This window comes from Flavobacterium gilvum, from assembly GCF_001761465.1.
Taxonomy (GTDB): Bacteria; Bacteroidota; Bacteroidia; order Flavobacteriales; family Flavobacteriaceae; genus Flavobacterium; species Flavobacterium gilvum.
On record NZ_CP017479.1, the window covers coordinates 2657590 to 2670509 of the forward strand.

The window sequence follows — 12920 nt, forward strand, 5'->3', positions numbered from 1 at the left end:
TATTTAAAAAAAATTAAGAATCTATTTTTTTTCCGTAGTCTTTCGGGAAAATTAAATAGCGGGATAAAATTAATCCTGGAAATGTTGCCAAAAATACCCAAATAAAGAAATTTCCATATCCTAAATATTCCTGTATAAACCCACTCGCCATACCGGGAAGCATCATTCCCAAAGCCATAAAACCGGTTGCGATTGCATAGTGAGCTGTTTTTGATTCGCCTTCGGCTACATAAATTAAATACATCATAAAGGCCGAAAAGCCCAAGCCATATCCAAATTGCTCTGCAACAACTGTTGCATAAATATAGTAAATTGAGGTTGGATGAAAGTGTGCCAATAAGATAAATCCAATGATAGGAAGATGCATCGCCAGGAACATTGGCAGCATCCATTTACGTAAGCCGCCTCTGGAAATTATGATTCCGCCTAATATTCCTCCAATAACAAGAGCAAAAACGCCAAATGTTCCATATATAATTCCGACATCTTCGGTTGCTAATCCCATACCATTTTTTTTTATCGCATTGAGATCGCCTTTGGATTTTATTAAAATATCGATTAGTATTGCTCTTTTCGGTTTAACATCTTTATCAAATTTGTGAATATCATTTTTATTTACCGGTTTTGTGTCAAATGGAATATTTTCATTTCGCATTACAGACGTAATAGGTAAATAATAATACAATAGATTTTTTTCGGGAATGGATAGATAAATTCCTTTTTTAACTTTTGTGTTAAATATATTTAATGCGTTTAATTGTTGTACATCATTTGGTTTTTCTACTAGCTCATATCCTTTAGGGTCTATCATAAAAGGAGTCAGCATTTTTAATAATTGGGATTCACCCAATCTGAAAAGCAAAACGAAAGCTACAATGATACCAATTTGTTTTTTTTGGAAAAAAGAGGTGAAAATCTCTTGAAAACTATGTTTATGTGCTACTTCGGCTTCAGAATTCTCTTCGACCGTTGGGGTGATGAAAAAGTTATATACGGTAAGCAAAATCATTATTATCGCTACAAAAACCATTGTGTAGGACCAGGCTTTTGTCTTGTCCCCAAATTTGTCTTCCAAAAACCCCGCCAAAATTACCATCAAACCATTGGCGGTAAGCATTGAAAGTCTATAGAAAGTGCTTCTGATTCCGAGGAAAAAGGATTGCTCTTCTTTGGCTAAAGCAATCATATAAAATCCGTCACTGGCAACATCATTGGACGCCGAAGCAAAAGTCGCTACCCAAAATAGCGCCAAACTCATCATGAAAAATTGATTTGTACTAATGGATAATCCCACGATTAGGAATACTATCGAAATCACAAGCTGCATCGCCAAAAACCATTTTCTTTTGGTGGCATACAAGTCAATGAAAGGGCTCCATAACGGTTTTATAACCCAAGGCAGATACAGTAAACTGGTGTAAAAACCAATGTCATCATTGTTAATACCCAAATCTTTGTACATAATTACTGAAACCGAAATGATGATGGCATACGGAAATCCCGATGCGAAATTCAAAAACGGAATCCAATACCAAGGCTTGTTTTCTCTCATTTGCTTATGTTTATGGTTTATGGTTTATGGTTTGTGGTTTGTGGTTTGTGGTTTGTTGTTTGTGCCTAATGTTTTCAGTTTTTTTATTAAACTTTGACAATTTTAACGATAAACAACAAACCATAAACAATCTTACCTTTATTTTGTTTGCGTTTCTACCTGTAAATCGATTACTGTTTCGGGGCTTTCGTTGGCGTAATAATCGACAAAAGTAAAGGCAAAAGCTGTTTTGCCTATCATTTTATAAGTAGGAACTTCGATTTCGAACGCATTATTCTCTTCTACAACGGCAATTTTATCCAGAATTTGCGAAGCATCTTTTATGTTTATTTTTGAAACATCTTTGGCACCATACACGACTATGTATCTCACTTTGGCTAATTGCTTTGGCTTCTGAAAAGAAATGTAATAATTGGCTGTATCTTTTGTGATGGAATTAATCAACAGACTTTCTGTAAGTGTTTTTTTGAAATTAGGGACAGGCAACGGCAGAGCAGGATATTTATACTCGTTTTCTTGAAGCAGTTTTACAACATCCTGATTTTTGCCAACAAACCATTTGGCACTATAAAAACCATTTCCCTGTACATTCGCATAAGAACGGGTAAGGTCAATCTGATTCGGAATTTCAAATTTGTTGTTCCATTTTTTATCAGAGTCGGATTTGATTTTGTAAATACCGTTTCCTACATAAAGTGCCGTATTGCTTGGCGTGTTTTCAGACCACCATTTCATCAGTTTGGCATACGAAGCTGTTCTGTGGTCAATACTCCAGTAGAGTTGCGGAAGAATATAATCGATCCAGTTGTTATTCATCCAGTCCATTGGATCGGCAAATAAATCGTCATAATTGGTTTGTCCAGACTGTGTGTCGGAGCCTTTTGGGTCTACCGATTTGTTGCGCCAAACTCCAAAAGGACTGATGCCAAATTGTACCCAAGGTTTTATTTTTTTTATTGTAAAAGAAATGTTTTTGACAAAAGTAGTCACATTAGAACGTCTCCAATCAGCAAGTGAAAGTCCGTTTCCGTATTTTTGATAAGAATCCGTGTCATTAAATGCTATTCCATTTATCTTATAAGGATAAAAATAATCATCAAAATGAATCGCATCAACATCATATTTCATTACCACTTCTTCAACTACCGATGTAAGATGTTGTTGCACTTCTGGCAATCCAGGATTGTAATAATATTTACCGCCATATTCAATCATCCATTCGGGATGCTTGAAATAATCGTGGTTGGGACTTAAAGTTTCGGTTTTTAAGTCAAAAGTGGCACGATAGGGGTTGAGCCAGGCGTGAAATTCAAAGCCACGATCATGAGCTTCGGTAATCATCCACTCGAGATAATCAAAATTAGGATTTGGTGCTTTGCCTTCTTTTCCAGTCAGATAACGTGACCACGGTGCCAACATACTTGGATACAAAGCATCACCCACGGAGCGTATTTGAACAATGACAGCATTGTAATTGAGTTTTTGATAAGTATCCAGAATCTCCAGATAATCGGCTTTTTGCTTTTCAACTGGGTCAGTATTGATTTTTGGCCAGTCGATATTGACAACTGTAGCAATCCAAACAGCACGAAATTCGTTTTTTGGATTCATTTCTCTCTTTTGGGAATACCCAATAATCGTTGAAAATAAAAGATATATGATAGAGAATAGTAGCGACTTTTTTAAATTCATTTTTGATGTTTTTATGCAGGATTCAAAAGTAGTTTTTTTAGTGAAGTTTATTCAATTAATTAGTAATAAAATTTGATTGAAAAAAGCGATAAATGGATTGGATTGCCAGCCTTAAATTTTGATATTTTTTTGGTTCTTTATTTTTAAAAAAAACATAAAAAACAAAATCTTTAATTATTTGGCATTGTTTTAGATAAGTCATTTGGAATAAATTGGGATTATTTTTTTGAAATTTCTGTTAAATTTTAAAATTGTAATAATGTTAAATAATATTTTTTTGATATGTACTTTTTGAATGTATATTTGATTTTTTTAATAAAAAAATAGAAAATATTGTTTTTAACTCAAAAATATAGAAAAAAGGCAATCACGATTTTAAAGATTGAATTTGGTTATATTTGATAATGTACTTTTTTTATTCACTTAAAAAAACAACGAATAAAATACTTTTTAATTGTTTCTAATATAAAATATACAATATGGCATTTAAAGATCTTTTTAGAAAAAAAACAGTTCAGGATATTTTAAAGCAGGTCGAAAAAAACGAATTGGAAGGGCATGAATCGTTGGGAAAGCATTTGACGACTAGGGATTTAACTGCTTTTGGAATTGCCGCTATTGTTGGTGCCGGTATTTTTAGTACCATCGGAAAAGCAAGTTTTGACGGAGGACCAGCTGTAATTTTCCTGTTTTTGTTTACTGCCATAGCCTGTAGTTTTGCTGCCTTTGCTTATGCAGAATTTGCTTCGATGGTTCCGGTTTCTGGGAGTGCTTATACTTATTCGTATGTTGCTTTTGGAGAATTGATTGCCTGGATTATTGGCTGGGCGCTGATTATGGAGTATTCGGTCGGAAACATAACGGTCGCCATATCGTGGAGTGATTATTTCACAGGGCTACTCTCCAGCGGGGGAATACATTTGCCGCAATGGGTACAAATGGATTATCTTACAGCTTCTAATGGTTTTAGGGATGCTACGGCCTTGATGGAAGGCGGGAAATCTTTTGAGAATTTGAGCGCCGGATTGCAAGATGCTTATACAGCCTGGACTACTTCGCCTGTGATAGGTTCTTTTCATGTTGTTGCCGATTTGCCTGCTTTGTTAATTATTGTTTTTATTACCGCGTTGATTTATAGAGGGATGAAAGAATCTCGTAACGCTAGTAATCTAATGGTAGTAGTCAAATTATGTATCGTTCTTTTGGTAATTGCTGTCGGGATATTTTATGTGGATACAGATAATTGGAGTCCTTTTGCTCCAAATGGAGTTTCTGGAGTTTTAAAAGGAGTATCGGCAGTTTTCTTTGCCTATATCGGATTTGATGCTATTTCTACGACTGCCGAGGAATGTAAAAATCCACAGCGTGATTTGCCTCGTGGTATGATGTGGGCAATTATTATTTGTACACTTCTTTATATCGCCATTACTTTGGTTTTGACCGGAATGGTGAGTTATAAGTCCTTGGATGTTGGAGATCCTTTGGCATTTGTTTTTGATGAGTTACATTTAAAATGGATGTCGGGTATTGTTGCTGTGAGTGCCGTTGTTGCTATGGCGAGCGTATTGTTGGTTTTTCAATTAGGGCAACCGCGTATTTGGATGAGTATGAGCCGTGACGGTTTGTTGCCAAAGAAATTCTCTAATGTGCATCCAAAGTTCAAAACGCCTTCATTTGCAACTGTTGTAGTTGGTTTTGTTGTGGCGATTCCTGCATTGTTTATGAATTTGACGATGGTTACCGATTTATGCAGCATCGGAACTTTATTTGCCTTTGTTTTGGTTTGTGCGGGAGTTTTGGCGTTGCAAAATAGAACCGATATTCCAAGAGGAAAATTCAAAACGCCTTACATCAATTCCAAATATATTTTCCCATTATTGATTGTAATTGCTTTGGTAGTTTCATTTAAATATAATGAAAAAGCAACAATGGGTTTTATTACTAATGAAACTAAAATTAATGATTCGGAGGCCATTATTACTTCTTTAAATAAAGAAGAAACCCAAAAAGTATATGATTACCTTTTGAGTATTGAAGGGAAAATAAGTGTGAGCGAAAAATTGGATGCTGAGGATTTGTTGAGTAAATATCAGGAAGATGAAACGAAATATGCCAGTGTTGTGGCAGGATTACCAATATCGGATACAGTTAAATACGAAAGTGGTTTTGATTTGTTTAAACACAAAATTCCGATGTGGATTTTCTTGTTTGTAGTAGTTGGATTGGCTTTTTGGGCTTACAAAGAAAATTTGTCTTTGATTCCGCTTTTAGGTTTGGTTTGCTGTTTGTATATGATGGCAGAATTGAGCGTTTGGAATTGGATTTATTTTACGATTTGGTTACTAATAGGATTGATTATCTACTTTACCTACAGCCGAAAAAACAGTAAGCTGAATTTGGAGAGAGAATAGTTCTAATGACTTAGAATATATAATGTCCTGTGTTTTAAAATGCAGGGCATTTTTTTTCTAATCTTATTGAAAATTAAGATCGCTTTAATTGCCTTAAACGAGGTTGGTTTTTATATTTTTTTGTTTGATTTAAAATTTAGGGAAGAGTTGGTAATAGTCATAGGAGTCAGTTTTTATTCTTCTAATAAAGTTTCAACTTCTTTTTGTAAAATGGGTAAGTTTCGAATCACAATTCCCCAAATTACATCATCAGAAACAGAATCATATCCATGAATTATTCTATTTCTGACATCAACAATTTTTCTGGAATTTGAAATTTCGATTCTGTTTTCCTGTTTTAAAATTCGGCTCATTGCTTCGCCAATAATTTCGATGTTTCTTTCAACGGCCCTTTTTGTTCTTAAATCATTTTGATAGATTTCAAACATTTTTGGAGTTTCGATAAAATAACTTTCAATTTCGTTTATTGAACTTAAAATGTCAAATAGCCATGTTTTAATATTGTTATCCATAAATCAATTTTTTATTTTGATTTAGAGTTTTTCTAAAGTAAGGATTTTTTATTGCTTTTTCTTCTAATAAATCAACAGTTCTTTTGAAAATATTTTCCAATGAAAATTTAAGATTGTAATAATTATCTCCATAATCAAGAACATCTAATTGTTCAAAATCTACAATTAAGTCTATGTCACTTTCATTGTTGAATTTATCAGTTAAAACGGAACCAAAAGCATACAAAGATTTTACTTTATGCGTTTTGCACAAGTTCAGGATGTCTTTATTATGGCTTTCTATTAAGTTCATTTGAATTAATTATAATTTCAAAGTTACACAAAAAAAATAGATTTTTATTTTCTCAAAATTTATTTAGCATTTCTGCAAACGGTAGTCTGTGAAAAAAACTTCTGTTTGATTTTGGGCACGAGCGGGACGCTCGCGCTAGCGGGGAAACCTGAGTTTGTTATTATTGTTTTGACTCCAGCTTCAGCTGGAGGATTAGTATTTTGGGAGGAATAATTGGCTTTAGCCAAATAAAGTTGTTGATTTTTTAGGCTAAAGCCAATTTGCCTTTGAACTTAAGTAACTCCAGCTAAAGCTGGAGGCAATTGAATTTCATGATTCTAAATACTTATGGTGTATCAGACAACCAATTTTCAGTTTTAATTGCTCGTACGAATTTGAAAACAATCAATTTTTAAATCTACTTTTACTCATTTAAAACCATTTGATGATTTCTTCTGCAATGATTGAATGACCCAGTGCATTGGGGTGATTACTTTGTGACATATAATCGTCTAAGCATTCACAATCTGCCTTTATTTTTTTAAATCTGGAATAGCTGTCAGCAAGACCGATGTTGTATTTCTTAGCTAATGCAGTTATTTGATTGGAATGTTGCTCTAGTTCATTGCCATTCTCGGATAAATTAACTTTTAAGTCAGGCGATGGTGTTAGTAAAATTATTTTTATTCCTTTTTGTTTAGCTCTTGTAATCATTTTTTCCCATGCTTTCCTTGAGTCTTCAAGTCCAACCTTTCTATCGTTTAATGCATAGTCGATAAACAAAATATCGGGTTGATGATTTAGAACTTCTGTTTCAAATCTTTTTTGACCACCCACTGAAGTTTCTCCGCCTATTGAGGTAATAATGATATTAATTACAGCAAATGGATATTTTTCTTTTAATCGTTTAAGTACCTGAAATGGGTATGAGTCAAATGTGTTAACATTAGGTGTCTTGAAATAGCCTGCTGGCACACTATGCCCGTGAAATACCAGATTAATAGTCCGGTTATTCGGCCATTCTTTTATGAGCTCTTTCTTTGCATCACTTAAATAGTTCGATTCGTCAGAAATGCTTTCACTATCACTCTTGTCATAATTACTTGCTGTTAATAAAAATAATAATGTCAATAAAAATGGGATTCTCATATTCGTTCGTTTATAGTTTGTTTTTTTTTAGAGCTTGCCTAGAAAGTTCTTGTACTACATCAGGTTTGGACTAAATTAATCCGTACTATCTGGTTTTTTTAGGCTAGAGCAATTTGCTTTTGGTGGCAGTTTTTTATTGTATTGCTTTAATAAATTCTTTCATTTCATCCATTTTACCCACTGTAATTCTTGTCCATTTACCTTGTTCTTCATATATTCTTCCCCCTTGAATATTGTTGTTTTCTAATTGCTTGAAATAGTCCTTGTTGTATTTTTCAAGTGAAAAATAGATAAAATTTGTATTAGAAGAAATGCATTCACAATTTAATTTTTTGAGTTCGCTGATTGTATATTGTCTTACATTTTCATTTAGCAAGAAGCAATTTGAAACAAATTTATCATCTTTCAACGAAGCTATAGCAGCAAGTTTTGATAATACACTAACACTATTATTTGTATTGGATTGCAAATTTGCCAAATTATCAATTATTGTTTTGTTCGCAATTGCATACCCAATACGTGCTCCAGCCAAACCATATATTTTGGAAAATGTTTTGGCGATAATAATATTTTTGTGGTCATTAACGATATTGCTAAGGGATTGCTGTTTAGTAAATTCCAAATAGGCCTCATCAATTAATACAATTGTATTTTGTGAAATCTTGGTTACAAATTCTACCAATGCTTCTCTTTCACAAATTGTCCCTGTTGGGTTATTTGGATTACAGATATAAACAAGTTTTGTATCTTGGTTTACAGCTTCCAACATAGCTTGCAAATTAATTTTCTTGTCGGTTGTAAGAGGTACTTTATTTTTCGTTAAACCTAAATTATCTAATGTTACTGTCCAATAATCATAGCTGGGGTCTGCGATCACATAATTTCCTTTGTCTAGTGATACAAATTTTGCAACCAAATCTAAAATTTCAGTTGAACCAGCTCCTAGCAATATATTTTCGTCTTTAACACTATTTCTTTTTGCAAGGTCAGAAATCAGTTGTGTCGCAACATCCCAATTATATCTGTTACTAATATTCGCATTGTCTACAAATGCTTTCCTTGCTAATGGAGACGGACCATAGGGGTTTTCATTTGAGCGTAAAAAAATTAAGTTAGCATCATTCTCAAAACTATTAATTAAATTTTCTGATACAAGAGGAGAAGCAAATGAATTTATGTTTGTAAGTCCAATACCAGCTACTCCAATTCCAATTTTTTTCAGCCAAAGTCTTCTGTTCGTTTCCATATTTTCTTTTTCTTTAACTAGTCTTTAAAAAAATAGTTTGTTACAACCGCTGAGTGCTATAATTGCTACCAACTAGTTTGTATGGGAACAAACCCTCGTTTGTCCATCTATTACAGGAGTGATTGACTACGGTATGTATCGTTTTGTTGTTTTTCCCCGTGCTAGCGCGAGCGTCACGCTCGTGTCGACAAACTAATATTTTTTATTATACAAATGAAAAATAAATTTTGTTAAGGATTGCGGTCACGAGCGTGACGCTCGCGCTAGCGGGGTAGCTGTTACCAGCAGTAAAATTTATTTAACACTATAACTTTCGGAAATGTGGTTTTTAACATCAGAAAGAAAATCATTATAATTATTCAAAAAAACTCTAAAGTCAAGATTAATAAATTTTGGCTGGTTTGCTCTGTCATTAAAGTGTAAGTTATACGCAAAAACTACTGGATATTCAGAGCCTTTATATGCAATAATTTGTGGATTTATAAATGAGTGTTTGTAAGCATTAGATGTTTCATTTAGTTGTTGTAATAAGTATCGATATTTTTCAATAGTATTATTAAAAGGCGTTTTTAATTTTATGAATTCTCCAATTGAGCTTACGTTTATCTTTTTAGGATATTTACCAGTTCTTTGATAATCTGAACATATAGAAATTAAAGAAATTATTTCGTCTGCTGTTTTTCTTAACCAATAAAAAATCTGTTCAGTAATCATTATATCTAAATATGAATCGTCTAAATTAGACATATAAAACCCCATTTCGACATGTTTTTTTTGCTCATAAAATTTCTCATACAAGTCTACGATTTGCATATTAACGCATTCTATACGTATAATAATTTGTGACCACACTAAATTAAGATTTCCAAAATCACTATTAGGATTTAAACTTATGAATTGATTTGCATTAAAATGCGTTTTGTATTTTTTTAAGGCTTCTATAATAGGATATTCCATTGATGATTGTGGTTGTTTATTGCTGGTAACTAGTTTATATGGGAAACAAACCTTCTTTTGTCCTTCTATTACAATAGTTATTGACGAAGGTTTGTATCGTTTTGTTGTTTTTCAAAAATAATTAAAAAAGATTGCAAATCGGCAAAAGAACTTTTTATAGTCGTAACCTTTTGTATTTAGCTCATAGTGTTTTTTTATTGCATATTCCTGTCCTTATGAAAAACAAAACTTGTAAAATAGCCCCGATGGAAGTGGAAATCCCCGATTTAGAAAACAAGGCTTTTTTGCCGCAGTTTTCTAAATCGGGAATTGAAACGGACAGCGGGAGAAATCGTCTTATAAGTACCAAAATTTCTGCTCCAAAAAATCAATTAATTAGTTTGTTGAATTTGCTTGAGTTATTAAAAGGGTTTGTCTGTAATCCTTGAAGAAATCGTTATAATTCGAACAAAAAAGCTTAAATTTTAAACTTTAAACAAAACTTTATTCCTTACTTTTGCTTCGCTAAAATTATAAAACACATACTATGAGTTCATTTGACGTAGTCATTATAGGTTCTGGGCCTGGCGGATATGTTTCGGCTATTCGTTGTGCGCAATTGGGTTTCAAAACTGCAATTATCGAAAAATATTCAACTTTGGGTGGAACTTGCTTAAATGTTGGTTGTATTCCATCGAAAGCGTTGTTGTCTTCATCTCACCATTATGCTGAAATTAAGCATTTTGCCGACCACGGAATTGAACTTTCCGGTGAGGTAAAAGTGAATTTGGAGAAAATGATCGCCCGCAAACAAAGTGTGGTGGATCAAACATCGGGTGGTATTAATTTCCTAATGGATAAAAATAAAGTAACTGTTTTTAATGGTTTGGGTTCTTTTGTGGATGCGACTCACGTTGCCATTGCAAAAGCCGACGGAACTTCGGAAACAATTGAAGCTAAAAATATTATCATTGCCACAGGTTCAAAACCGTCTTCTTTGCCTTTTATCAAAATTGATAAAGAAAGAATCATTACTTCGACAGAGGCTTTGGCACTTAAAGAAGTTCCAAAACACCTTGTTATTATTGGTGGTGGAGTAATCGGAATTGAATTAGGTCAAGTGTATTTGCGATTGGGAGCAGAAGTTTCGGTTGTGGAATATATGGACAGAATTATTCCAGGAATGGACGGTGCTTTGTCTAAAGAATTGACTAAAGTGTTGAAAAAACAAGGAATGAAATTCTATACTTCGCACAAAGTTCAGTCGGTTGAAAGAGCAGGAGATGTAGTTACTGTGAAAGCTGAAAATGCCAAAGGTGAAATTATTACCCTTGAAGGAGATTATTCATTGGTTTCTGTTGGTCGTCGTCCTTATACTGATGGATTGAATGCTGATAAAGCCGGAGTAAAAATTTCGGATAGAGGACAAGTGGAAGTAAATGATCATTTGCAAACTTCGGTTCCAAATATTTATGCTATCGGAGATGTGGTTCGTGGAGCGATGTTGGCGCACAAAGCGGAAGAAGAAGGAACTATGGTTGCCGAAATTCTTGCGGGTCAAAAACCACATATTGATTATAACTTGATTCCAGGTGTTGTTTACACTTGGCCTGAAGTTGCTGCTGTTGGGCAAACTGAGGAGCAATTGAAAGCGTCTGGAGCTGAGTATAAAGTGGGAAGTTTTCCTTTCAAAGCTTTGGGTCGTGCTCGTGCAAGTGGTGATCTTGATGGTTTTGTGAAAATCCTTGCTGATGAAAAAACGGATGAAGTTTTAGGAATTCACATGATTGGAGCAAGAACTGCCGATTTGATTGCCGAAGCGGTTACCGCAATGGAGTTTAAAGCTTCTGCTGAAGATATTTCAAGAATGTCACACGCGCATCCTACATTTGCGGAAGCTATAAAAGAAGCGGCTTTGGCAGCTACTGAAAATAGAGCTTTGCACGTGTAATTTGCGATAAAGCGTAGAGACGCGATTAATCGCGTCTGTACTGCGTTTCAAAAAATATAAAACCCCGCCTTGTTCAAAACAAGGCGGGGTTTGTGTTTATGATAAAAAGATGTGCCAATGGGGAATAGAGACGCGATAAATCGCGTCTGTACGCAGATTTATGGTATAAATAATCCTTTGTAGTTGTCCCATTTGCTGTAAAGCAGAAAAATATTTCCCAGTAATAAAAAGGACGCTACCGGAATTCCTTCTGGAGCTAGAAATATATGTGTGCAAATGATATTCACAGAAATCGGCACTAAAAGAATATAAGTCAGTCGGTTGGATTTTCCGGTGATAAATGAAAGACCACAGGTTAGCTCAATTGTTTTTACCAAAGGCATTAAATACCCCGAAGCTTTTATTCCTTCATTGAATGTTTTCATGTTTCCTGTCAAGGGCGGTTCTGGAAACAGATGGAGAAAATAGCTTATGGATGCAAATAGTAATAGCAGTCCAATTAATGAACGAATGATGATAGTTGCAATTCTCATGTTTTGTAGGTTTTTGTTTTTAGGGGTAGTTGTTTATAATGCGTATTTATTAATCAAAATGCATAACAGATTTTCTGGTAAATAGACTTTTATAGCTTTTCCAGTGAGCATATATTAGAAATAAATTTCCTAAAAAAATAAATATGGCAAGCGGTAATCCATTTGGGTTTAAAAAGAAATCTATGAATAAAATATTTGTGCTTACCGGTAAAATAACAATGTTGGTTAAAACTACGTATTGGCCAAACAGGTATGAAACCCCGCACAATAGCACTATTGTTTTAATCAATGGCATCAGATAAACAGAAGAAATCAATCCAACATGGAAAGCTTTGAAATTTTCTGTACTTTCAAGCTCAGGCATTAAGTTGAAAAAATAGGCTATTGACATAGAAATTAATAATAACCCAATTATTGTGCGAATAAAGAAAGTTGCAGTTTTCATATTTTGAGTATTTAAGAAGTTAAATGTTTAAGTGATAATGCGTGATTATGTGGTTAATCAACCTTCATCCATTTACTTACATTGATAGCTTTCGGAGGCAAAAAAACTAAGTCCCTTTCATTAACAAATTTAGTTAATTTTTTTCTTATTTATTCGTTTTTTCATTATTTTCTTGGGTATATTTCTTTGGAATTGAGTTGTTTGTGTGAGTTTTTTTTGGTT

Annotated in this window: 12 protein-coding genes; 3 read left to right on the forward strand and 9 right to left on the reverse strand. The window is 33.8% G+C overall.

The features are described from left to right. Nucleotides 1-13 precede the first annotated feature (13 nt). Both EM308_RS11055 and EM308_RS11060 read right to left on the reverse strand, forming a co-directional pair. A complete protein-coding gene (locus EM308_RS11055) occupies nt 14-1552 on the reverse strand; it encodes an MFS transporter (protein WP_035640746.1) in 1539 nt (512 codons plus the stop codon). 138 nt (nt 1553-1690) lie between these two features. Beyond that, the gene (locus EM308_RS11060) at nt 1691-3244 is read right to left on the reverse strand and encodes a glycoside hydrolase family 10 protein (protein WP_035640744.1); all 1554 of its coding nucleotides are present in this window, start codon (nt 3242-3244) and stop codon (nt 1691-1693) included. A gap of 479 nt (nt 3245-3723) precedes the next feature. Between EM308_RS11060 and EM308_RS11065 the strand changes: the two genes are divergently transcribed. After that, entirely contained in the window at nt 3724-5655 is a 1932-nt protein-coding gene (locus tag EM308_RS11065) for an amino acid permease (RefSeq protein ID WP_070261833.1), read from the forward strand. Nucleotides 5656-5828: 173 nt separating this feature from the next. On the opposite strand, the gene EM308_RS11070 is transcribed toward EM308_RS11065, so the two are convergent. From EM308_RS11070 to EM308_RS11090, 5 genes are all read right to left on the reverse strand, one after another. Further along, nucleotides 5829-6167: a HepT-like ribonuclease domain-containing protein gene (locus EM308_RS11070; protein ID WP_035634669.1), complete on the reverse strand. Its 339-nt coding sequence runs from the start codon at nt 6165-6167 to the stop codon at nt 5829-5831. Continuing rightward, entirely contained in the window at nt 6160-6459 is a 300-nt protein-coding gene (locus EM308_RS11075; RefSeq protein ID WP_035634672.1) for a nucleotidyltransferase family protein, read from the reverse strand. The genes EM308_RS11070 and EM308_RS11075 overlap by 8 nt, the downstream gene beginning before the upstream one ends. 411 nt (nt 6460-6870) lie before the next feature. Then, nucleotides 6871-7587, reverse strand: coding sequence for an SGNH/GDSL hydrolase family protein (locus EM308_RS11080; protein WP_035634674.1), 717 nt, complete (start codon nt 7585-7587; stop codon nt 6871-6873). Between the two features lie 133 nt (nt 7588-7720). Then, the gene (locus EM308_RS11085) at nt 7721-8833 is read right to left on the reverse strand and encodes a pyridoxal phosphate-dependent aminotransferase (protein ID WP_035634676.1); all 1113 of its coding nucleotides are present in this window, start codon (nt 8831-8833) and stop codon (nt 7721-7723) included. A 294-nt stretch (nt 8834-9127) separates the two neighbouring features. Further along, the gene (locus EM308_RS11090; protein ID WP_070261834.1) at nt 9128-9790 is read right to left on the reverse strand and encodes a hypothetical protein; all 663 of its coding nucleotides are present in this window, start codon (nt 9788-9790) and stop codon (nt 9128-9130) included. Nucleotides 9791-10005: 215 nt separating this feature from the next. Between EM308_RS11090 and EM308_RS11095 the strand changes: the two genes are divergently transcribed. Together EM308_RS11095 and lpdA are read left to right on the forward strand one after the other, a co-directional pair. Beyond that, entirely contained in the window at nt 10006-10218 is a 213-nt protein-coding gene (locus EM308_RS11095) for a hypothetical protein (RefSeq protein WP_035634677.1), read from the forward strand. Between the two features lie 98 nt (nt 10219-10316). Next, complete coding sequence (gene lpdA / locus EM308_RS11100; RefSeq protein WP_035634679.1) at nt 10317-11720, forward strand: dihydrolipoyl dehydrogenase; 1404 nt, start codon at nt 10317-10319, stop codon at nt 11718-11720. A 158-nt stretch (nt 11721-11878) separates the two neighbouring features. Here the strand turns inward: lpdA and EM308_RS11105 are convergent, their stop codons facing one another. Beyond that, nucleotides 11879-12253 (reverse strand): hypothetical protein, encoded by a 375-nt coding sequence (locus EM308_RS11105; protein WP_035634681.1) that lies wholly within the window; start codon nt 12251-12253, stop codon nt 11879-11881. Between the two features lie 49 nt (nt 12254-12302). Beyond that, complete coding sequence (locus EM308_RS11110; RefSeq protein ID WP_035634683.1) at nt 12303-12698, reverse strand: hypothetical protein; 396 nt, start codon at nt 12696-12698, stop codon at nt 12303-12305. Between the last annotated feature and the right edge of the window lie 222 nt (nt 12699-12920).

Bases quoted from the DNA above. Each gene is read 5' to 3' on its own strand.
- EM308_RS11065 (WP_070261833.1), top strand. From the start codon at position 3,724: ATGGCATTTAAAGATCTTTTTAGAAAAAAAACAGTTCAGGATATTTTA.
- EM308_RS11055 (WP_035640746.1), bottom strand. From the start codon at position 1,552: ATGAGAGAAAACAAGCCTTGGTATTGGATTCCGTTTTTGAATTTCGCA.
- EM308_RS11080 (WP_035634674.1), bottom strand. From the start codon at position 7,587: ATGAGAATCCCATTTTTATTGACATTATTATTTTTATTAACAGCAAGT.
- EM308_RS11105 (WP_035634681.1), bottom strand. From the start codon at position 12,253: ATGAGAATTGCAACTATCATCATTCGTTCATTAATTGGACTGCTATTA.
- EM308_RS11075 (WP_035634672.1), bottom strand. From the start codon at position 6,459: ATGAACTTAATAGAAAGCCATAATAAAGACATCCTGAACTTGTGCAAA.
- EM308_RS11085 (WP_035634676.1), bottom strand. From the start codon at position 8,833: ATGGAAACGAACAGAAGACTTTGGCTGAAAAAAATTGGAATTGGAGTA.
- EM308_RS11110 (WP_035634683.1), bottom strand. From the start codon at position 12,698: ATGAAAACTGCAACTTTCTTTATTCGCACAATAATTGGGTTATTATTA.
- EM308_RS11090 (WP_070261834.1), bottom strand. From the start codon at position 9,790: ATGGAATATCCTATTATAGAAGCCTTAAAAAAATACAAAACGCATTTT.
- EM308_RS11070 (WP_035634669.1), bottom strand. From the start codon at position 6,167: ATGGATAACAATATTAAAACATGGCTATTTGACATTTTAAGTTCAATA.
- EM308_RS11095 (WP_035634677.1), top strand. From the start codon at position 10,006: ATGAAAAACAAAACTTGTAAAATAGCCCCGATGGAAGTGGAAATCCCC.
- EM308_RS11060 (WP_035640744.1), bottom strand. From the start codon at position 3,244: ATGAATTTAAAAAAGTCGCTACTATTCTCTATCATATATCTTTTATTT.
- lpdA (WP_035634679.1), top strand. From the start codon at position 10,317: ATGAGTTCATTTGACGTAGTCATTATAGGTTCTGGGCCTGGCGGATAT.